The sequence below is a fragment of the Phycisphaerales bacterium genome (assembly GCA_040221175.1).
Classification (GTDB): Bacteria; Planctomycetota; Phycisphaerae; order Phycisphaerales; family UBA1924; genus JAHCJI01.
Genome location: JAVJVK010000019.1, coordinates 118,539 through 139,698, shown reverse-complemented (window position 1 = coordinate 139,698; position 21,160 = coordinate 118,539). Strand labels below are relative to the sequence as shown.

The 21,160-nt window shown below is 65.3% G+C and carries 15 protein-coding genes; 11 read left to right on the top strand and 4 right to left on the bottom strand.

The annotated features are described in order from the left end of the window. Nucleotides 1-48: 48 nt before the first annotated feature. From RIE32_12850 to RIE32_12800, 11 genes are all read left to right on the top strand, one after another. Complete coding sequence (locus RIE32_12850; GenBank protein MEQ9097140.1) at nt 49-1,533, top strand: UDP-N-acetylmuramoyl-L-alanyl-D-glutamate--2,6-diaminopimelate ligase; 1,485 nt, start codon at nt 49-51, stop codon at nt 1,531-1,533. Beyond that, the gene (gene murF / locus RIE32_12845; protein MEQ9097139.1) at nt 1,530-2,828 is read left to right on the top strand and encodes a UDP-N-acetylmuramoyl-tripeptide--D-alanyl-D-alanine ligase; all 1,299 of its coding nucleotides are present in this window, start codon (nt 1,530-1,532) and stop codon (nt 2,826-2,828) included. The genes RIE32_12850 and murF overlap by 4 nt, the downstream gene beginning before the upstream one ends. Nucleotides 2,829-2,831: 3 nt before the next feature. Then, nucleotides 2,832-4,001: a phospho-N-acetylmuramoyl-pentapeptide-transferase gene (mraY, locus tag RIE32_12840; protein MEQ9097138.1), complete on the top strand. Its 1,170-nt coding sequence runs from the start codon at nt 2,832-2,834 to the stop codon at nt 3,999-4,001. Between the two features lie 6 nt (nt 4,002-4,007). Next, on the top strand, nt 4,008-5,375 hold the full coding sequence (locus RIE32_12835) for a hypothetical protein (protein ID MEQ9097137.1): 1,368 nt from the start codon (nt 4,008-4,010) through the stop codon (nt 5,373-5,375). 114 nt (nt 5,376-5,489) lie between these two features. Next, the gene (locus RIE32_12830) at nt 5,490-6,899 is read left to right on the top strand and encodes a hypothetical protein (GenBank protein ID MEQ9097136.1); all 1,410 of its coding nucleotides are present in this window, start codon (nt 5,490-5,492) and stop codon (nt 6,897-6,899) included. A 75-nt stretch (nt 6,900-6,974) separates the two neighbouring features. Then, nucleotides 6,975-7,955 (top strand): hypothetical protein, encoded by a 981-nt coding sequence (locus tag RIE32_12825; GenBank protein MEQ9097135.1) that lies wholly within the window; start codon nt 6,975-6,977, stop codon nt 7,953-7,955. A gap of 216 nt (nt 7,956-8,171) precedes the next feature. Beyond that, the gene (locus RIE32_12820) at nt 8,172-9,281 is read left to right on the top strand and encodes a hypothetical protein (protein MEQ9097134.1); all 1,110 of its coding nucleotides are present in this window, start codon (nt 8,172-8,174) and stop codon (nt 9,279-9,281) included. 49 nt (nt 9,282-9,330) lie between these two features. Then, nucleotides 9,331-11,346 carry a peptide ABC transporter substrate-binding protein gene (locus RIE32_12815; protein MEQ9097133.1) on the top strand — a complete coding sequence of 672 codons (2,016 nt, stop codon included), beginning with the start codon at nt 9,331-9,333 and terminating at the stop codon, nt 11,344-11,346. Between the two features lie 4 nt (nt 11,347-11,350). Beyond that, nucleotides 11,351-12,358, top strand: a complete 1,008-nt coding sequence (locus RIE32_12810) for an ABC transporter permease (GenBank protein ID MEQ9097132.1) — start codon at nt 11,351-11,353, stop codon at nt 12,356-12,358. A 4-nt stretch (nt 12,359-12,362) separates the two neighbouring features. After that, nucleotides 12,363-13,304 (top strand): ion transporter, encoded by a 942-nt coding sequence (locus RIE32_12805; GenBank protein ID MEQ9097131.1) that lies wholly within the window; start codon nt 12,363-12,365, stop codon nt 13,302-13,304. A gap of 498 nt (nt 13,305-13,802) precedes the next feature. Next, the gene (locus RIE32_12800; GenBank protein ID MEQ9097130.1) at nt 13,803-14,855 is read left to right on the top strand and encodes a sigma 54-interacting transcriptional regulator; all 1,053 of its coding nucleotides are present in this window, start codon (nt 13,803-13,805) and stop codon (nt 14,853-14,855) included. On the opposite strand, the gene RIE32_12795 is transcribed toward RIE32_12800, so the two are convergent. From RIE32_12795 to RIE32_12780, 4 genes are all read right to left on the bottom strand, one after another. After that, entirely contained in the window at nt 14,856-16,139 is a 1,284-nt protein-coding gene (locus tag RIE32_12795) for a M15 family metallopeptidase (protein MEQ9097129.1), read from the bottom strand. It lies immediately after the preceding gene. A gap of 82 nt (nt 16,140-16,221) precedes the next feature. Then, the gene (locus RIE32_12790; protein MEQ9097128.1) at nt 16,222-17,778 is read right to left on the bottom strand and encodes a hypothetical protein; all 1,557 of its coding nucleotides are present in this window, start codon (nt 17,776-17,778) and stop codon (nt 16,222-16,224) included. Nucleotides 17,779-17,795: 17 nt separating this feature from the next. Then, nucleotides 17,796-18,968 carry a hypothetical protein gene (locus RIE32_12785; protein MEQ9097127.1) on the bottom strand — a complete coding sequence of 391 codons (1,173 nt, stop codon included), beginning with the start codon at nt 18,966-18,968 and terminating at the stop codon, nt 17,796-17,798. A gap of 108 nt (nt 18,969-19,076) precedes the next feature. After that, nucleotides 19,077-20,021 (bottom strand): hypothetical protein, encoded by a 945-nt coding sequence (locus RIE32_12780; GenBank protein ID MEQ9097126.1) that lies wholly within the window; start codon nt 20,019-20,021, stop codon nt 19,077-19,079. Nucleotides 20,022-21,160: the final 1,139 nt, after the last annotated feature.

The following is a 21,160-nucleotide window of genomic DNA, read 5'->3' as shown; positions in this document are numbered from 1 at the left end:
TTGGCCGGTCTTTACCGATGCACTAGCAGCCGTACCGTCGAGAATTCCATGCTGCTGAGCGATCTCATCCACGATCTCCCCGTCACCGTTCATGGCTCGGCCGATGTTCGGATTCGTGGCGTCTCGGAGGACAGTCGGCGGATCGAAGGGGGCTGGTTGTTCGCGGCCCGGCCGGGCAAGAAGCACGACGGGCAGGCCTTCATCACGCAGGCCATCGAGCGTGGCGCCGCCGCAGTCCTCGCTGGCGATCGCGTCGGGGCGCCGGTCTCGCTGGTTTGCCAGCAGCCGGCACGGGTGGGAGCCATCCTTGCAGAGCGATGGCACGGCACGCCATCGCGGCGTCTGGGGCTTGTCGGGGTAACGGGCACGAACGGCAAGACCACCGTGGCGTGGCTGCTGCGTCAGTTGCTTGTCCTTGGGGGCCGCAAGTGCGGGCTCATCGGCACGATCGAGATCGATGAAGGGGCCGGGTCCAAGCCTGCGAGCCTCACCACGCCTGCCGCCGAGGATCTCAGCGGATCACTCGCTCGGATGATCGGCCACGGATGCGATTTCGCGGTCATGGAAGCGTCCAGCCACGCGCTCCACCAGCACCGCGTGGCGGGCCTTGCCTTCCGCGTGGGCATATTCACGAATTTGAGCGGTGACCATCTGGACTATCACGGCTCGATGGACGCTTATGCGGATGCGAAGGCCCTGCTGTTTGCGGGACTACCGCACGAAGGCCTTGCCATCGTGAACGCCGACGACGATGCCAGCGAACGCATGGTGCGCGACTGTGGGGCTCGAGTCCTGCGTTGCTCGCTCGGCAGCGAGGCAGATGCGACGGTTCGAGTCTCGGCCGAAGGACTTGAGAGCCGCGTTGAGTTGATCGGTCCTTGGGGCGAGATGACCGCCTCCCTCTCGCTCGTGGGCGACCACAACGCGATGAACGCGCTCCAGGCCGTTGCGGCGGCCCACGCTCTTGGCCTGTCCCCCGAGGCGATCGAGCGCGCCTTGCCAGCGCTCCGTCCACCACCGGGGCGGCTCGAACCGGTGACGATCGACGGCGTGTCCGGGCCGCGGGTGCTGGTTGACTATGCCCACACCGACGACGCGTTGGAGAAGGCCCTACTGGCGGTGGCCGGTCGAAAGGGCGATGGCAAGCTATGGGTCGTGTTTGGCTGCGGCGGTGATCGAGACCGCACCAAGCGACCACGGATGGGCGCGGTGGCTGCACGCCTGGCCGATCGTGTGTTCGTGACGAGCGACAACCCGCGAACCGAGGAACCGGCGGCCATCGTTCGAGAAGTGGTTGCTGGCATCACGACCGGCGTCTGGCACGCCAGCGACCCCGATCGAGAATCAGCGATTCACGCCGTCATCGCCCAGGCCGACCCAGAAGACGTGATCGTCATCGCCGGCAAGGGCCACGAAGACTACCAGATCGTCCGAGCCGCTTCCGGAGAGACCCACAAGCGAGACTTCGATGATCGTCTGGTGGCCCGGGCGGCATTGCTTGCACGGTCCGGCGCCATCGGAGGCGCCCGATGATCCCGACCGAGGTGCTCCCCGAAGTGCTGGGTGGCCGCTGGCTATCGTCAGGCGTTGGTACGTTGCGCGGAGCGAGCATCGACACACGCACGTTGGCTGCTGGTCAGGCGTTCTTCGCGATGTCGGGCGCCCGCGTCGACGGTCATGCATTCCTGGATCGGGCTACCGACGCGGGTGCGGGCGTAGCGATCGTCGAGCGGGAGGTCACCCCGCCCGAAGGCTTGGCGGTGCTGCTGGTCAGCAGCACCAGGACTGCACTATGGAATCTGGCCGAGTGGTATCGTGCAAGGCTGACGGCCCGCGTGATCGCCGTCATGGGCAGCAATGGCAAGACCACCACCGTTCGGATGATGGCTTCCGTCCTGAACCAATCCATGCACGCACACGCGTCGGCCCGATCGTTCAACAATGCGCTGGGTCTGCCCCTGACGCTGCTGAATTGCTCGTCGGAGGCCGAAGCCCTGGTGTGTGAGTTAGGAGAAGGCGAGCCCGGTGCGTTGGCCCGATACACGGGGCTGGCCAAGCCCGACATGGCAGTGGTGACCAGCGTGGGACGGGCGCACGTCGGCGAACTGGGTGGCATGGAGGCGGTACAGCGCGAATTCTCCGATGCACTTGCCGCGATGGCGTCGCACGCCGAGGCCTTCGTACCCGATGAGCTTTCCTGGCTCCACGCACCCTGTCGAACAACCTTCGGGATCACGCGCGCCTGGCACACTGAAGGCCGAACGCACCTGGAACTCGCTGACGGAAGCACGTGGTCGGTGCCGGTGGTCGGGCTCCACAACGCATCCAATGCGTCGGCAGTCATTGCGGTGGCACGGGGCCTGGGGGTCCCGGACGCATCCATTGCCGCAGGGCTGGATGCGTTCGAGCCCGCCGAGATGCGGCTGGCTGTTCGCGAGATCGGCGGAGCGTCCGTGCTGGTCGACTGTTACAACGCAAACCCGGATTCCATGGCCGCGGCACTGCACACGCTCGCAGGAGTAGGCAAGGACAGCCACAAGGTCGCGATCATCGGAGACATGCTCGAACTCGGCACGGATTCGCTCGCCTGGCATCGCGAGATCGGTGCGTTGGCTGCCGCGTGCGCCGACACGTGCATCTTCGTGGGTCCATCGGCACGGGCTGCGTTCGAAGCCGCAGGCACGGGGGCCTGGTTCGCGACTGTTGCAGAGGCTGCATGTGCTGCCGGGCAGCTAGCACGGCCCGGGTCCGTCCTGCTGCTGAAGGCTTCTCGGGGCATGAAGCTCGAGTCGCTGCTCGAAGCGATGCAACAGGCAGCGGTGGCCTAGGGCGTGCTGTACTGGTTGACCAATCTGCTGGACGGCGCCCTGCCCGAGTGGATGATGGCGGTGCTCCGAATCTTCTATCAGGAGCAGTTTCGGGCCCTTGCAGCCGCGGTGCTTTCTTTCGCGCTCGTGCTGATCTTCGGCAAGCCCACGATCGCCCAGCTCGTGAAGTTCAAGATCGGAGACTCGGGCCTGACCGACGCTGAAGCGCTGCGACGGGGGGCGGCCTCCAAGAAGAACACGCCCACGATGGGCGGTGTGCTGACGAGCGCGGCTGTGGTTCTGTCCACGATCCTCCTGGGAGACCTCAGCAACTTCTACGTCAACGCGGGCTTACTCCTGATGGTGAGTCTGACGGCCGTGGGCGCCGCCGACGACGTTCTGAAAATGCTCGCGTCGCGTCGCGAGGGCGGACGGCAGGGACTGCACAGCTGGGAGAAGCTGCTGTTCCAGCTCGGCGTGGGTGCGCTCATCACGTACTTCGTCTACCGGCACGGGTCGGGGCAGGACTTTGCCCACGTGCTCAATCTGCCGTTCCAGCGAACGACCCTTCCTGGCAGCGGACAGGTGAACCCCGGCGTGCTCTTCCTGCCCATGGGCGTGTTCGTGGTGCTGGGCACATTGATGATTGCCGGCCTGAGCAATGCCACGAACATGACCGACGGCATGGATGGGCTGGCCGGTGGGCTGAGCGCCATTGCAGCCGCTGGCATCGTGGTGCTGGCGATGATCGCGGGATGGCAAGCGACGGCCCAGGAGTTGCTCGTGCCCTACGTGCCGGGGGCGCAGGAACTGGGCGTGCTCGCCGGGGCTTTGCTCGGAGCGTGCCTTGGGTTCCTATGGTGGAATGGATATCCAGCACAGGTGTTCATGGGTGACACCGGTTCTCTTGCGATTGGCGGCCTGTTCGGGTATGTCGCGATTGTCACCCGGCAGGAAGCGGTCGTTCTGCTGATGTGCGGGGTGTTTCTGCTCGAGATTGCATCCGTCGTGCTGCAAGTCGGGTATTTCAAGTGGACGAAGCGCTCGGGTCAGGGCAAACGGATCTTCCTGTGTGCGCCCTTCCACCACCACCTGCACCTGAGCGGGCTGGCCGAGCCCAAGGTGGTTGTCCGACTGTGGATCATTGGGGTGTTGCTGCTGGTACTGGCGCTGGCATCGATCAAGCTTCGGTGAGGACTCTTGACCTACGCACCCACCCACAAGCCCGCTCGCTCATGTCGCACTAAGCGGAGCCTGGCGCTGAGCCTGACCCTCGTGCTGGCCGCCGGATATCCGGCCTTCGTCGGCATGCCCTTGCCCGGCGTATTGCGGCAATCGCTGTCGCCAGCGGGTTTGCAGGAGGGGACAGATCTTGAATCGCTGCGACAGAAGGCCAGGGAGCAACTGGCGGGCGCCGAGGGACTGCGCTCTCCGGTCAGGCTGATCTTTCGTACTGGCGAGTTCGTCGATGGCGAACTCGTTTCCGAGACCGCCGAAGACGTCACACTGAAGATCGCCGGCATCAGCACCACGTTCGGGCAGGCTCGCATCGAGCGACTGGTGCGGCTGCCAGATCTGGCAACCCGGTACCAGGAGTGGCGCAGCGAGATCGAAGATAGCGACGTTGGTCACATCGAGCAGCTCATCCAGTGGCTGGCTGGCGAAGAGTTGTACCACGTGGCGCACTACGAGGCGGCAAAGCTCGCGGTCAATCGTCCGCGCGACCCCAGGGTCGACGCACTCTTGCGCCGGATGCGCGGCATGGCCGAGTTGTTCGACCAGCGAGGCCAGGGGGTGCCTCGTGAACCACGCGAGAGCGACAAGCCCCTACCGCTGCTTTCGCGCGACCAGGTGAACCTCATCCGGGTCTACGAACTGGATCTGCTCGACCCGCCGCGGGTGCGCATCTCGCCGCGCGACATCCAGGACTTCCTCCTGGCCTATCGCGACGACCCGAGGGTGCCCCAGACGCCCGAAGGCCGCCAGGCGATGATCGCCGGCGATCCGATCGACGTGCTGCGATTGATGTTCGAGCTCAAGGCCCGGGAGTACTACGACAAGGTCCGGGTGCTGGATGACCCGGACACGGTGAAACGCTTCAGGCGGGACGTGACCGCCTGGCTGGTGGCAGGATGTGCGACATCGCAGTGCCACGGCGGGGTCGAAGCCGGGTCGTTGCGACTGGCGTATCGCAATGCACGCGGCGAGGCGCAGGCCTACACCAACTTCCTCATCCTGACCCGGTCCACGCTGGCCGATGGAACGCCGTTGTTAAACCTGGAGGAACCCGACGACAGCCCGCTGCTGCATCTCGGGTTGCGGCGAGAGGGCTCCCGGTACCCGCACCCCGAGGTCCCCATCGATGAGGGCAACGGCGACGCATGGCGTGAGGTGTTCTCGCGGCCCGAAGATGCACGGTGGCGAGCGACGACTGCCTGGATCCGATCGCTGTACCAGCCCCGTCCCGAATATCCCATTGAATATCCTCCCGCGCCGGCCGAGGCCGCAGGGAACCCCGAGCCCACGGGTGGGCCTCCTGCGGCGGCGACGAATGAGGGCCCGCCCTAGACTGCCCGCCCAGAACCGTCCGGGTCTGCCGGGCGAACAGACGGCGGACGGGCTCACCGGGCATGTCGCTCGTACATTGTGGGAATCCCACGAGCAGGAATTGGAGGCGTTTGAATGGCAGGTCGCGTGGCAGATCGTTCCGGCGGAAGCCGAATTGCAGCTTTTCTGGCCCTGGCAGGCCTCGCCGGCACAACGCTGCTGAGTGGCTGCGAGCAGGAGGACCCCAGCGCCACCGCGCTCTCCGATGCCGCCATCCAGATCCGCACGATCTCGCCGGGCTCGGTTCCTCCGACGAACGACGAATTTGCCACGGCGAAGTACCGCACTGCCTCTGGCAAGTTGGACCTCGCGAGCCGGGACGGCAGCGACGCCCAGAAGGCGATCGCCGCAATCCTGACTGCAGAGATCGCGGTCGGCAACGCCCGCCCCGAAATGACCCGTCTGGCGGAACTCGAGCACCAGATTGGGATGAAGCTCACGCGGATGACCTCGCTGGAGACCGCGCGCGTTTCGGCCCAGCAGACCGCTGAGGCCCTGGGCTCGTACGACCCCTCCGCAGAGCGAACCGCCATTGATCAGCAAGCCTCCCAGTTGCAGCAGCAGTTGGCCGATGCCCAGGCCGAGGAGCAGCGCCTGACCGAGCAGGTCCGCTCGCTGGATGCGCAGATCTCAGACTTGGAGAGCCAGGTCTCGACGATCCGCGGCCAGGAGAGCGCCTTGCGCGATCGGGCGATGCGTGAAGAGCCGATCGCAGCCGCTCAGACCTCGATCGAAGCCCGAGAGGTTGGCCGACGGGCCGACGGCTTGGAGGTTCAGGCAAGCAACCTCGATGCTCGGCGATCGGTGCTCGGACCGCAGATCGAAGCCCTCAACGTGCGGATCGATGCGATCAACGCCCGCCTGGCGATCCTGAGCGAGGCCCGTGAGGCCGTGACGGCACAGGCCCAGCGGTCCACGATGGAGGCTCGCGAAGCTCGCGAGATGGCCCAGGAATTCGCAGCCGAACTCGTTGCTCTGGCCAGCGAGGTCTCGGCCCTCCATCAGGACGAGGCCCAGTCCGCTCTGGAGAGCGCGCGTCAGGCCCTCGAGAAGGCCGCCTCTTCCGGCCGTCGAGCCAGTGCCGAGGTCGTCGATGGCACCCTGGTTGCCGCGGGCGCCTCCCGTTCGTTGGGTGATCTGCTGGCCCGTCGGGCTGCCAGCTTGGAACAGACCGCCAGCGTGTTCTCGGGGCTGGCCCAGCGGGGCGACGGCGAACAGGCACGGCGTCTGAGCGGCCTGGCGGGCGAGTTGTCCCAGCGAGCCGACACGCTGCGGGACGACGCGATCTCCGCGTACGAGTCGGCGGTGAGTGGGTTGCGCCGCGTACGGGCCCAGGGTTCGACGCGTGACGCCCTCCAGAAGGCCGCCGACGACATCGAGGCTGCGATCGCCCGGCTTGGCGGCGGAAGCGGCGAAGCCGAACCGGTGGACCAAGACGGCGGTGCAGCCGAAGATGAGCAATCCGGCACGGATGACCAAGGCTGAGCGACCCGTCTAATTCGGTGGCTCCATGGGCCAAAAGCCGTGCGAACGACGCCATTCACCCTATGATTGTGGTCCATGGCAACCGTTGAAACAGCAGCAAACGTGACCGACGCCGACCCAGGCCCAGAACTCGCTCCGGTGAAGATGCACGTGGCTGGCCCCCGGGAGCCGGCCGTTGGTATCGTGACGCGCAACGAGCGTTGCACGGCCGGGCGACGAGCGGCCGGTTTCGTCCGCCACATCGAAGTCGATGTATCTCAGACTGCCCTGGCCGGCTCCTTCGTGCCGGGGCAGAGTTTCGGCGTGCACGCGCCCGGCACCGATGATCGGGGCCGCCCGCATGCGCTGAGGCTGTATTCGATCGCATCGCCCAGCCAAGGTGAGGATGGTGCCGGAGGCGTCATCGCCACGACCGTGAAGCGATTGATCGACGAGAATGCGGAGGGGCCCGGGCTTCATGTCGGCGTCACCAGCAACTACCTTTGCGACCTCAGGCCGGGTGATGAACTTCGGCTGAGTGGCCCGAACGGCAAGCGATTCGTCTTGCCCGCCAGGCCCGATGAGCACGACTACGTGTTCTTCGCCACGGGAACGGGTATTGCGCCGTTCAGGGGCATGGTGTTGGACCTGATCAAGTCTGCACCGCAAAGCCGGATTGCCCTGGTCATGGGCGCACCGTATGAGACTGACCTGCTGTATGACGAGATGTTCGCGGAGTTGGCGAAGAAGCACGAGCGATTTACGTATCTGCCAACCGTGAGCCGGCACGCCCATCGAGACGCTTCGCCGGGCTGCTACGTCCAGGATCGCCTGGAGCGAGATCGCGGTACGCTGAGTGAATTGCTGTGCAGCGAGCGAGGGCTGGTCTATGTCTGCGGGCTTCTTGGCATGGATCTGGGCATCGTTCAAGGCATCGCCAAGTCTCTGCCGCCCGAATGGGTGGATCGGTACCTGACGATCGCCCCCGAGGTCGCGGACGATGTTGACTCATGGACACGAAAGATGGTGCACCGTCAGGTGAAGCCCACCAGGCGGATGTTCCTTGAGGTGTATTAGGTAAGTTCGGAAGGTTTTTGATTGGGTGCGAAGCGATCGGCTCGGTTGCCATCGTATTGACGGCGCGCCCCAGTTCGACTAGGTTTGGGGCCCCCTGGAACCGTGAGGCCCGGGGTTGGCGTACCGGACAGCCTCTGCCAGCTGTTCGAGCCGATCTGTGCCCGGGCCGTGCTGGCCCCGCTTTCTGGATTGCGTTTGGCGTAAAGGAGCCAGCCCTTGCGAGGAACCCTGCCGCGGATCTTGGCGGTCGTGCTGGCGGTCATGCCCGGCGTGGCGGCGTTTGGTCAGGGCGATCTGCCCGATGGCCTCACCACCAAGTCGAGCCTCAGCCCATCAGAGGAGCAATCGATCGCCGATTGGGCCACGGGCAACTGGTCGATGATTTCGGCCGATGCACCCGTGGAATCTCGGGAAGCCCGCCGCCGCCTGGTGGCGCCATTGCTTTCGGCCGAGACGTCCGCGGGCTTCCGCCTGGCAATGGATCGTGCCCTGGCCGACCAACTGCAGGCCGCTATGAACGGCGACGACGTCTTCCGAGGCGTGAACGCCGCCCTGCTTTCGGGTTGGATCGGCACCGATCGCTCCGTTCGTGCGCTGACACAGGAATTGGAGAGCGAGAAGGTCGCCATCCGCTTTGCATCGGTTTCGGGCCTGGGATATGCCTTCCGCGTCGCGGGCATCGGTCCGGTGGCATTCCAGGCGCAGGTTGGGAATGCCGCGGTCGATGCACTCGCGGACGTGCTGGAATCGGCGGATAACCAAAGCCTGCTGGACGCGTCGGTCAAGTCGTTGATCGAGGCCATGTCGGTTCCCGACCAGGCCATTTCGGGCTTCGGCGCCCGGTCCGCGGAAACGCTCACGTCGGCCGTGGGTGTACGTTTAAACAGCCTCCCCATCGATGAGCACCTGGGTGATCGCCTTCGTCCCTTGATCCGGGGCATGGGCGACATCCGTACGCAGGTCACGCAACGTCGTGGCAATGTTTCCCAGAGTTGGCGGAACGCGCTCATGCAGATGCTGGGGCAGGCCGGAGCATTAGGTTTCCGGTATGTCCGAGCCGAGCGATCCGGTGCGCTCGGCGGGGCACAGGCCGAGAGCGTCCGTACGACCGTCGAAACCGCCTTGCGGGTCTCGGGAACCATGCCGACGCTGCTGGCGCTTGATCGTGGCGTGCAGGATCGCCTGCGTGCCCTGGATCTTGCATCCAACTTCGCCAGGGCCGCGCAGGATGGCGGAAGCGGCTACCAGCGGGCCACCAACGACCTGATCAGGCTCTTGGACGGAGACTTCGGCCTGAGCCGCGACCGCTTCAACCTCGACAACTGATCGAGGGATCCGGCCCAACGGAGCCGGCTCTGGCGTCGTACAGTCTGCGATGCTGAAGATCCTCGCGCCCGTGATCCTGCTGGTGCTGGTGGTCGCCGCCACGCTGGTGACCGACCGCCCGATGCCTCGCGCCGACTTCGCGTTCGTGAACCGGGGCGACGTGAACACGCTGGACCTTCAGAAGATGAGCTGGATGCAGGACCTTCGCGTGGCGAGGATCCTGTTCGAAGGCCTCGTCGCCAACGACGTGTTCACGCACGACTACGCCATCATCCCGGCGGCGGCCGATCGGTGGGAACTGAGCGACGACGGACTCGAGTACACCTTCCACATCCGCGAGGACGCGCGCTGGAGCAATGGCGAGCCGGTCAAGGCGAGCGACTTCGTGTATAGCTGGCGGCGGGCGATCCTGCCCGACACGGCGGCAGACTACACCAAGCTGTTCCAGCTCATCGACGGGGCAACGGCGTTTGCCGACTGGCGGCAGGACCAACTCGACGCGTTCGCCGAGAGCCCGCTAACCGGCGAGGAGCGTCGCCTGGCTGCCGATGCGGCGTGGACCGAGGCGCAGGCGAAGTTCGACGAGATGGTGGCGCTGCGGGCCGTGGACGACCGAACGCTGTGGGTGAAGCTGAAGCTGCCCACGCCGTACTTCCTCGATTTGTTGGCCTTCGCGGTGTTCTACCCGGTGTATCCGCCGCTGGTGCGCCAGTACGAGAGCGTGGACATGCAGACCGGGCTGATCCAGGCCAAGACGGGTTGGACCAAGCCGCCCGAGCTGGTCAGTAACGGGCCCTTCATGCTCACGAGCTGGCGATTCAAGCGCGATATGCGCTTTGAGCAGAACCCCCACTACTGGAATCGCGACGCGCTGAACCTGGAGACGATCAGTACGCCCTCGATCAACGACCCCAACGCAGCGGTGCTGGCGTACACCTCGGGCGTGGTCGACTGGGTCAGCGACGTGACGCCAGCGTACCGGGCCGACATGCTGGCCGACAAGATGGCGTTCTACCGGGAGAACTTCGAGGAATACGAGCGGCTGAAGGCCCAGGGCTACGACATGTTCGAGATCGATCGCCGGTTGCCCGATGATCCGCGGAAGGACATCCATGCCGTGCCCGCCTTCGGCACGTACTGGTACAACTTCAACTGCCTGCCCACGCTGCCCGACGGACGGAAGAACCCGTTCTCCGACGCCCGCGTGCGGCGGGCGTTCGCGATGACCATCGACAAGCAGAGCATCGTGGACGACGTGCAGCGACTGGGCAACCCGGTCGCGCGGACGATCATCCCCAAGGGCTCCATCGGCGGATACGAGAGCCCGGCGGGACTGGACTGCATCAGCGATGCCCAGACGGAAGAACGGAAGCGGGCGATCATCGAAGAGGCCCGGCAGCTCTTGCGTGACGCGGGGTACGCCACGCCCGGAGACCTGCCCACCATCGAGATCCTGTTCAATAAGGACGGCGGGCACGACCTCATCGCCCAGGTGGTGATGAAGAACTGGCAGGAGCACCTGGGCGTGAGCGTTCGGCTGGCCCAGAAGGAGATCAAGGTCTTCCGCGATGACCTCAAAAAGCAGCGGTACATGGTCAGCCGGGCGGGCTGGTACGGCGATTACGGCGACCCGACCACGTTCCTGGACATCAACCGCTTCGACGACGGCAACAACGATCGCAAGTACCACAACCCGCGGTACGAGCAGCTCCTGGACGAGGCAGCCGTGGAACTCGATCCAGAGAAGCGGATGGCCATGCTGAGCGAGGCCGAACGGATCACGATGGACGAGGACCTGCCGATGGTCCCACTGTTCCACTACATGACCGTGTACCTCTTCGACCCGGATGAACTCAGCGGGCTGAATCCTCACCCCAGGACCGAGCAGAACGTGTACCTGTTCGACGTGCTGGGCGACGGCAAGGGGACCGACGAGGTGCGCACGATGCCGCTGCTGCCACCGGCTTCGCCGACCACCGCACTCGACCCACGTGGAGTCGAGACGGCCATCCTGGATCGGGACGACCTGTTCGCGCTGCGGACCAAGCCCTCGGACGAGAACTGAACGCATGCTTGGACTGATCATCCGACGGCTCGTGCAGCTTCCGATCATCGTGCTGGTGATCTACACGCTGACGCTCGCGCTGGCGTGGGCTATTCCGGGCAATCCGCTCGAGAACCCAGAGGGCCGCCAGCCCAAGCCCGAAGTCATCGAGGCGATGAAGCGGCAGTACAACCTGGACAGCTTCCCGAACTTCTACTGGTCGTACCTGGCCAACGCGACGGGCGTGGCGTATGCCAGTGATGCGCTCAGCGGCGAGTTGGAGCGGGAACGCGAGCGAGCGACGGCCGAAGGGCAGGCCCCCCCCAGGCGGTACGTGTTCGACTTCGGGCCGAGCCTGCAGTACGAGGACTGGACGGTTAACGAGATCGTTCGCGACTCCCTACCCGTATCGATCACGCTGGGCGCGATCGCGATCCTGATCGCGCTGGGCGTAGGCGTGGTCGCGGGCATCGCCGGGGCGGTGAAGCCAAACTCGCTGGTTGATCTGGGCACCCTGGTCGTGGCGCTCATCGGCATCAGCCTGCCGAGCTTCGTCATTGGCACGGTACTGCTCTTGATCTTCCCCGTGTGGCTTGGCATCGGCGAGGTGGGCTCCAGTGCCGGACCGCTGGACATGCTGCTGCCGGCCATAACACTCAGCCTGCCATTCGCGGCGTACATCGCCCGGCTGACGCGGATGGGGATGATCGACGCCCTGAGCACCGATTATGTCCGTACGGCCCGAGCGAAGGGCGTCAGCGAGAACCTCGTCCTGCTGCGGCATGCGCTGAAGAACGCGTTTTTGCCCGTACTGAGCTACCTGGGACCAGCGGCTGCGCTGGCCATGACCGGCTCGTTTATCGTCGAGCGTGTGTTCAACGTGCCGGGAATGGGCCAGCACTTCGTCAACGGCGTGCAGAACAAGGACCTGTTCCTGATCATCGGCGTTGTGCTGGTGTTCGCGACGATGCTGGTCTTGTTCAATCTGGCGGTCGACGTACTCTATCGCTGGGTCGATCCGAGGATCGCATAGCTCGATGGAAGCGACCGACCAGTACGTGGGCGAAGCCCGGCCGGGCTCGCTAGTGCACCGTCTGAGGCAGATCGCGGGCGCTGGGTGGTTCCACGCGTTCGTCGTCGGCGTCATCCTGGTCGCGGCGATCAACGTTGGGCTGGAGACCTATCCGCTGATCATGGAGCGAATCGGCCCGCTGCTGCTGGGGCTGGACAAGATCATCATCGGCATCTTCGTGGTCGAGCTGGCCATCCGCATCGGGGCCCACTGGCCCCGGCCCTGGCGGTTCTTTCTCAGCGGCTGGAACGTCTTCGACTTTGTGATCGTTGCCGTGTGCCTGCTGCCGATGGGCGGGCCGTACGCGGCGGTGCTCCGGCTCGCCCGCGTGCTGCGTGTGCTGCGCCTGCTCACCGCCGTCCCCCGGCTGCGGGTGCTGGTGATGGCACTGCTGCACGCGATCCCCAGCATCAGCTATGTGGCCATCCTGCTGTTCATCCTGTTCTATGTGTACGCCGTCATGGGCACGGTGCTGTTCGCCGGCAACGACCCGATGCACTTCGGCACGCTGCACCGCAGCATGTTCAGCCTGCTGCGCACGGTGACGCTCGAGGACTGGACCGACCTGTACTACATCCAGGCGATGGGCAGCGACCGCTACGGCATCGAGGGGGCCCCCGGGCCCGGGCCGGAGCCCAGGGCCATGCCCATCATCGCGACGGTGTACTTTGCCAGCTTCGTGATCATCGGCACGATGATCGTGCTCAACCTGTTCATCGGCGTGGTGATCAACTCGATGACCGAGGCCCAGGCCGAGAACGCCAGGGCAATGCTCCGCGCGCAGGGCGAGGGCGACGGCCTGGACGCGCAGCTCGCCTCGATGGAGCGGGGGCTGCAGGAGATGTCCAGGCAGATCTCCGAGCTGCGGGCGAGGCTTCCGATGGACGACGGTTCGCCGCGGGGCTGAGGGTGCGCTGCTTGGGCCGGGCCTTGCCTTGCAGAACCGGCCAAGCTCTTGTAGACTCTGTCGCTACTTCTCAATTCCCGGCCTGATCACTAGCTTTTGCCTGCCAAACGCTGCGACATGAAAGGTCGCTTCGCGCAATGTGCGCGCCGGCCTGCACCAGACCCATGGTTCGCCGCATAGAATTCATCGCGAGGACTGTGGCCGCCGGGTGGAGGCTGCACCAGGGGGCTCGCGATGGACTGCGTGTGGGTGCGGTGCGAGGGGCCGCCGATACTCGTCGAACGGTTCGAGCATTTGCTCGAGGCTGGGGGTATTGCGATTACGCCTCCAGGCGGTGATGCGGACTGCCTCCGAGTATTGATCGCCGATTCGCCTGGTGCCAACGGCACGCCCTTTGAAGCCATACCGGGTCCCTGCGTCGTGGTTTGCGAGCGATCGCTCTCTCCCCTACGCGTTTCGGCTTGGCTCGCCGCGGGCGCCAGCGATGTCATCGACGGAATGAGTTTCGACGAGGCCGCCTTCGTCGTTGCGGCGCGTGCCAAGAGGATCCATGAGATCGCGAGCCTCATGGCGTCGCGGCACGTCCGCGAATCGGTCCTTGGCGTTAGCCGGGTCTGGAAATCGTGCCTTCGACGCATCGTTGAGATCGCGCGCTTCAGCGACGCCAACGTATTGATTACCGGCGAGAGCGGCACGGGCAAGGAACTGGCCGCCAGACTCATCCATGCGCTCGACGGCCGTCCCAAGCGCGGGCCCTTCGTCGTGCTCGACTGCGGCACCGTGTCGCCGGAGTTGGCCGGGAGCGAGCTGTTTGGGCACGTGCGCGGGGCCTACACCGGCGCCATCGCCGAGCGCGAGGGCGCGGTTGCCCTCGCGGATGGCGGCACGCTGTTCCTCGACGAGTTCGGTGAATTGCCGATGTCGATCCAGGCCCAGATGCTCCGGGCCCTCGAGGACGGGGCCTACAAGCCCGTGGGCGCCATCCAGTGGAAGCGGGCCAACTTCCGCCTGGTGTGCGCCACCAATCGCAACCTCGACGACGACGTGGGCGAGGGCCGCTTCAGGCTCGACCTCTACCACCGGGCCATCGGGTGGCACGTCCACCTCCCGAGCCTGCGGGAGCGAAGCGAGGACATCCCCCTCCTCGCACGCCACTTCGCCGCCATGGCCGCTGGCAGGTCCGAGCCCGTGGAGCTCTGTCCGGCCGTCGAGCGGCAGCTCGTGCAGCGGGCGTACCCGGGCAACCTTCGCGAGCTCCGCCAGCTCATGGTCCGCGTCATGACCCGACACGTGGGGGGCGGGCCGATCACGCTCGGTGACATCCCGCCCGAGGACCGGTCGGATGCACGCCGGGCGGACTGGCCCGACGAGCAGTTCGAAGATACGGTCCGTCGCGGCCTGGCGCAAGGACACGGCATGAAGGCGATCGGACGCGACGCGGAGGCGCTGGCCCTCCGCGTCGCGCTCGAGGACGCCGATGGGAACTCTCGGCGAGCGGCCGAGGTGCTGGGAGTGAGTGAGCGGGCGGTGCAGATGCGGAGGTCCAGATGATCAGCGGCCATCGACAGACCAGTGCCATGGCTCCTTGGAAAAGTTCTTGAGACCATATTTGCTCGCGTGCTTGGATAACCAACGAAAACCGGAGCTACTCCTATTGCTTCCGAAGTCGAAGTCGATGGCGAGTCCCTTTTCGTGATTGGAACTCCCTGGACGAGCAGTTGGCGGTGTACATTGCGACGATGGCTTCTTAAAGATGTCGTAGTCCGTCGGCGCTCCTGGGCGGGTCGCGCAATTCTTGCGTCGTAGCGCAATCTGGGAGTCGGGCGACCGATAGCCTCCCCCCCTAAGCTCAACGCCGTCCCGTCGAGCGTCTCGAACCATTCGCTGCACATTGCTCGCAATTGACCGATGCACCTGTATGCCTTCGACTGTCACGATGTCGTCGGGGATTCCCGCTCGCGTCGTGCGGTTCTGCTTCATCAAGGCCGGGCGAACAATGTCATTGCGAATCGAGAGCCACTCGGCACTCAAAGCCGCGTACTGTGGTTCAGAACGCGAGAGCAGCTTGCCTCGACGGCCAGGATGGCGTGCAAAAAAAATCCTGTTTGTTAGGGTGTTCTCGTTGCGGTTTCCTTTGCGAATCTCCGCCGCTACAACAGCCTCCTCCTTTCCGGTTCGAACAAAGTCTGATGCTGGATCATCGCGCTCAGAGTTGACCTGCGGGAGATCCCATGGGATCCTGGTCACGTCGGCCGCCTCATTGCTCGTTGCTGAGTACGGCCAACGAAGGTCGCGTGCGAGGTGTTCCGCGGACATCCACGCCACGCCACCATCGGTGCAGAATTCATCTACGGCCAGCAAGGCAAACGTGATCCGAAGGGCCGTTTCCGGCGACATAGAACCAAGTTCAATTCGACGTTGGAGTCGTGACCCTTGCCTGTAGGCGTCACGGAAGCCAGTACGCCAGCTCTGTTGCGCAGCGCTAGACCCCTTCGTTGACTGAGGATAGTTCGAAGCATCAGTTGACGCAGATGTTGCCTTGGCGATAGCTCCATAGCTTGCACCAATCAGGTATCCAAGCTTCTGGTCGTATGACAGGGTCTTGTACGTACCAACAGCGATATGCTTCAGGAATCGACGAGCGAATGCTCCTGGACTCAACAGGCTGCTCTTTGGCAAACGCCGAAACAAGTCTCGTCTCTTGCGAGCATCGCTGCAAAGAGCAAGGGCCTCGTTGACGGTGTTTATAGAGTCAACTTCGATATCAAGCGAGGTTCGCTTCTTCACGAATGAGAAAAACTTCTCCATCGTGTCGCCATCCCAATCGATGGCCATCTCCGGATCGTCAACCGGGGTGCTTTGCCGACTGGGGCAAGTACAGGTCATTGTGAGCCTCCCTTTATGTGATGCCGTACAGTTATGTCCGTGCCGCCGCGCTCGTTCGTACGCCTTCGCCATTCATTGCCATCAACTCCTGCGGCGGCGTCACAATCCGCCGCAGCGTCGCCGGGTCCGCTTTGGTGTCCGAAAGGTCCACGCCCGTGACGACGCGGTAGGCGTGGACGTAGGCCTGGATCTCCTCTCGCCAGTAGTTGGCCCAGTTGGCGGCGCTCGCGGCGTTGGACACGACGCTCCAGTCGCCGAATCGGATCGAGAGCAGCAGACGCTCGCCGAACGTGGCCAGCTCGTAGAAGTAGCGGAACGACGTGTCGCCCCAGCCCTGGAGCTTGCGCATGGTGTCGACGCGGCCCATGAACGCCGCCGGGTAGGGCACCATCACGCGGCCGCGCAGGAACTCGCGCATCTCTTCTCGGCCGAGGATCCACTGTTCGACGAGCATTTCGATGCGCGACTGGTGCGGCAGGTCGCCAAACTGGTTGCCGGCGCCCTCGGCCAGCAGCAGGTGGACCTCCTTGAGGCTGTTGAGCATCGGGAAGGTGTCGGGGATGACCTGCGTGTCCTCGGCGGCCTTGTAGTAGGCCAGGGCCATGCGGAGCAGGTTGTGGAAGCCGGCGATGAACTTCGAGCGGCTGTCGGCCGTGCACATCCGGGGGATGGCCTTGCCACGGAGCGACATGCCGTAGTGGTGGTCGTACTCGTAGACGCGTCGCAGCACGCTGAGCTGGTTGCTCTCGTCCTGGACGTAGCCCCAGAGAATGTTGCCGAGCGGCCGCAGGGGATCGATGTCCAGGTCGGCCAGCGGGTCGCGCGCATCGCAGGCGCGTCGGTTCTGGAAGCGGCGCGTGATGGCCTTCATGGTCTGGATCTGGCCGCCGGCTTCGTGCCAGTAGTTCCAGATCAGCTCGATCATGAGGGGGCACTCTACCCTTTTGGTGAGCAGATCAGCGCACAGGGCGTTGCCCGCGGGCTCAACGGAGAGGTCAAGCGCCCTTGTGATGCGATCGAGGTATGGCAGGAGAAGCTGGGAGCTCGTGAGGTAGGTGTCTAACTTCTCACGCAGTTCGTCCAGGCTGGTGTCAGAGCGGTTGGCCATGCGGCCTGCCTCGAGCTCCTGGTTGTACAGCGCGGCTTCCCCACCGATGTTGCCCGCATCCTGGCACTTGCCCTCCTTCGGGCAAGGCGTCTTCGGTATGTAAGGTTCGTCTGCCTCGGAAAGTTCGGTCCTCGTGAATTGATCGTCGCGCGGAGGGGGGAGGTATGTGCTGTCTTTGTCTCCCTTGTGGATGTAGACACCGGTGTTGAACAGCAGGAAGGCCTCGGTGGCCGCCTTGAGCGTCTGATAGGCCTTCGTGCCGTACCCGATGTTCTCGAGTTCGTCCTTCTCCTTGTTTAGTCCCTGGATGGTTGCGCATGGACTGGTCGGCCGTTCGCTACGATCGGTCTGCTCTTCGTTACCGCAAAAGACGGCCTTGATGAACGCCGCGTAGCGGTCGAACTGGATCGCTTCGCTCCGATTGCGGATGGCAACCCAAAGGGCCTGGTCATTGGTCTTGTCGGGCAACACTTGCGTCATGGTCGGACTCCTTCCATCTACGCCGCGGGGGCGGCGCAGGTGTTCACTTCGTTGCGGGTGCGTGTCAGCGCCCAGTGTGTCAGCAGCCGCTCGAGGATGCGGGTCTCCTTCGCGGCGGCGAGCCGCTTGTCGAGCTTCGCCTGGCCGAGGACCGCGAGCGCGCGGCAGGGCGACTGGTCGTCGAGCTTCGTGCTGCCGCTCCGCATCCCGACCACCGTTCTTCGCAGCCGTTCGGGGCCCTTGCACGGGCAGGCCAGGACCTGGCGGAGGCTGCGTCCACCGAGCCTGGGCGGGCGGTGCTCGGAGATCAGCCTGGCAAGCGCGGGCAAGGTCTCGGAGAGGCCGGCGATGATGCGCTGGCTCGGAGCATCGAGCCCTTCCAGTGGGTATAAGCGCCGCCAGATCGCGTCGAGCTGGTCCCATTGCTGGTGCGGGTACAACTCCCGCGCCATCGCGCACCCGAGCCGGACGCGGATGTAGGGGAACGGATGCGGGTCGTCGACGCCGATCCGAAAGACGAAGGCTCGTGGTAAACTGACGACCGACATGACGCCGAGCACGGCGGCCGGCCCGAGGCGAGCCACGGACCAGAAGTCGGCCAGGATCTCGCTGATCCAGGTCTTCCACAGCGACCAGACCTGTGGGCGGTGCGCTTCGAACCCCTCAAGCACCGGCCGGATTGACGGCACGAGATCGAGGAGTTCCATGCCCTGGTGGCCGGCCTCGTGGATGAGCGAGGAGGCGACGCCGCTGCCGATCATGCGTTCCCGGGGGATGCGCACGAGGGCGACCGGATTGACTTCCCCCCCGGGCAGACGCGTGCGAGCCCGACGGATCGCGGCGCCGCCGCCGCGATCGAGGTAGCACACGACCGGTGGCGAGGACACACCTTCAATGACCAGGCCGTCCTCGGCCGCCGCTTCGAGCCCGGCCAGCCAGATGCCCACGCGGTGCTCGCTTCGCTGGGTCAACACGTCCGCGTACAGATCGAATCGCGAGAGCATCGTCCCCGTTCGCAGGCGGATCATCGTCAATCGACGCTGCGCTTCGGCGTCATCGAGCATGTTCTGTCGAAGGGTGGCCGTGAATGCGGCGAGCTGCTCGAGCACATCGCGGCGGCCACGCTCGATGAACGCATCGATGAGATGGCGAGCCGTCACGGAGATGCTCGCGGCCGGTAGCGTAGTCATGTGCAAGTCAAAGGGCATCAGGGTGCGGACGCGCTCGCGGAGCGTCGCGGCCTCTTGCAGCAGATGGGCCCGGACTGGTGGAGACAGTGGCACGCGTCGGCCCCTTCCTTAGAGGTCCAGAAGGACGATGCGCCCGTTGCGACGCACCCAGCGACCGGTCTGTCCATCGCCACCGCCCCCGCTCGCGCCGGGAGAACGTCGAGGGCGTTGACGCATCTCGGGACGACGGCCCGCTGCGTCGGGCCTGGGCATAACGCCCGGGGCGTGCTTGCCCGCGGCACGGATCATGCCGACCTTGGCTGCGGTTTCGTCGTCGACCGCGTCATCGATGGCATCGGCCTCCGCGGCGGCTTCGGCTCCCAGGCGAACGATGCGCCTCGCCAGTTCGAACTCTTGGTCCTCGGGGCTTAGGCCCTCCAGTTCGAGCCCGAAGGCCTTTCCGGCTCGGCTTGCGATACCCGCGCCCGCGGCCGTGCCGATGATCGGGACCGCCGAGCCGATCGCCCCTCCGACGATGGGGAGGGCCTTCTTGGCGATGCCCTTGAGCGCCTTGCCAAGCAGGCCCCGGCGCCGATTTCGCCGACGGCGACGACGGCGCCGTCGGCGACGACGCTCGTCGTCTTCGCCGTCGTCCAGGTCCAAGTCATCGAACTCGTCGTCAACCTCTTCGAAGGAAGGCTGCGGCGGACGACGACGACGGGTGCGCGCGTGGACGATCCGTTGCATAGTGCGTTCGAGCTGATCGTCATCCGTGGCGGCGAGAAGCTCGGAGGCCAGCTCCATCTCCATGTCTTCGTCCAGCGGCAGGTCGTCGTCGTCCGCCGAAGCGGTGTCGAATCCATTCATTTCATACCCACGATCGAATTCATCCGACATTTCGAGGTCGTGGTCCTCGTCATATAGGTCCGAGTCGTCGTCGCGTTCTTCAGCGAGTGGCTCGTCGTCGAAGTCATCCGATTCGAATTCATCCTCGAACCCATCGTCAAACGCGTTGCCGCCATCGAATGGCGAGTCGTCTTCGAATTCTGCCTGGATGCGATCAAGGTCGTGCATGGTGGCGTCTCCGTTGTTCCCAGATCCGTGTTGGCAATCCGCGTGCCACAAGGAGAAGGGACTGGGAGGGCGTCACGTGGACCCCGAGCGCACGGATCTGCGCCCGGGCCGCGCGGACGCGCACCTCGCTTCGCACCGCTCCACCTCGCGGCCCAAGGAGGGTCCCTACGCGTGCGATGATCGCTTCTGTCTACGAGCATGCATCCCTGATCAATCCTCAGTGGGGGCTCGGGCAGTTCTCGCCGATGAGGCTGGCCACCCTAAAGCCCTCCCCCGATGCCACCGCACCGCCTCCCCATCCGGCTCGAACCGCTCGGGCACCCGCAGCCGCCGTCCCGCCCAGCCCGCCAGGTGCCCGGCCAGCGTGCCCCCCACCTCCGGATCGCGGAGCGAGGGGGCAAGTATCACGGCCGGGTCGACGTACAGGCCACGGGGACGCCCAGTCCGCTGGCCCACGCCAGCGGCTCCTTCAAGCCGAGCAGCTACCGGCGTCTCGTCGCCGGGACAGGGGCCCCCCGCGTCACCACGGGGTTCGTCAGAGGTCGGTAATGCGAGGGGCCGGGCACTGATCCCTGCCGGCCCGGAGGCCGATCGACGCCCGAGAACAACGTAGCCGCGGCCTCCGAAGGACGCCGAGCACCGGCGTCCGCATATCCCGTTCGGTCACTTCTCGGGTTAGCATCGCTCGCGAACCGGGACGCGGGGAAGAGCCCAAACATCGTCCGTATCGCAGGCGGTGCGGTTGAGAATCGCAGGGGTGTTGTTGAGAATCGCAGGCCTGCGGGTGGCGCGCGCACCGGTGCGGGAGCCGCCAACACCAGTGCGCGAACCACGCGCACCAGTGCAGGAGCGACCAACACCAATGCGGGAGCCAGCCGCACCAGTGCGCGCGACGCCAGCCCCGGTGCGCGAGCGGCCAGCACAGGTACGCGGACCGCCAGCACTAGGGCGCGTGGCGGCCACACTGGTGCGGGCGACGGCAACACTGGTGCGCGGGCCGGCCACACACGGCCCGTCGGGCCATCGATCGTCCGGGAACCAGCCGCGGGGTAGCCGGCAGCGGGCTGCCTGTCGCGCGCCAAAAAGAGCGCCGGGCCTCGCCTTCTTAGAACGCGGACAGGACGCCGCTGGCTCGCGGA

Excerpts from the sequence above, each read along its gene's own strand:
- RIE32_12850 (MEQ9097140.1), top strand. The coding sequence starts at position 49 with ATGCTGCTGAGCGATCTCATCCACGATCTCCCCGTCACCGTTCATGGC.
- murF (MEQ9097139.1), top strand. The coding sequence starts at position 1,530 with ATGATCCCGACCGAGGTGCTCCCCGAAGTGCTGGGTGGCCGCTGGCTA.
- RIE32_12830 (MEQ9097136.1), top strand. The coding sequence starts at position 5,490 with ATGGCAGGTCGCGTGGCAGATCGTTCCGGCGGAAGCCGAATTGCAGCT.
- RIE32_12825 (MEQ9097135.1), top strand. The coding sequence starts at position 6,975 with ATGGCAACCGTTGAAACAGCAGCAAACGTGACCGACGCCGACCCAGGC.
- RIE32_12815 (MEQ9097133.1), top strand. The coding sequence starts at position 9,331 with ATGCTGAAGATCCTCGCGCCCGTGATCCTGCTGGTGCTGGTGGTCGCC.
- RIE32_12810 (MEQ9097132.1), top strand. The coding sequence starts at position 11,351 with ATGCTTGGACTGATCATCCGACGGCTCGTGCAGCTTCCGATCATCGTG.
- RIE32_12805 (MEQ9097131.1), top strand. The coding sequence starts at position 12,363 with ATGGAAGCGACCGACCAGTACGTGGGCGAAGCCCGGCCGGGCTCGCTA.
- RIE32_12800 (MEQ9097130.1), top strand. The coding sequence starts at position 13,803 with ATGAGTTTCGACGAGGCCGCCTTCGTCGTTGCGGCGCGTGCCAAGAGG.
- RIE32_12795 (MEQ9097129.1), bottom strand. The coding sequence starts at position 16,139 with ATGGCCATCGATTGGGATGGCGACACGATGGAGAAGTTTTTCTCATTC.
- RIE32_12790 (MEQ9097128.1), bottom strand. The coding sequence starts at position 17,778 with ATGACGCAAGTGTTGCCCGACAAGACCAATGACCAGGCCCTTTGGGTT.
- RIE32_12785 (MEQ9097127.1), bottom strand. The coding sequence starts at position 18,968 with ATGACTACGCTACCGGCCGCGAGCATCTCCGTGACGGCTCGCCATCTC.
- RIE32_12780 (MEQ9097126.1), bottom strand. The coding sequence starts at position 20,021 with ATGCACGACCTTGATCGCATCCAGGCAGAATTCGAAGACGACTCGCCA.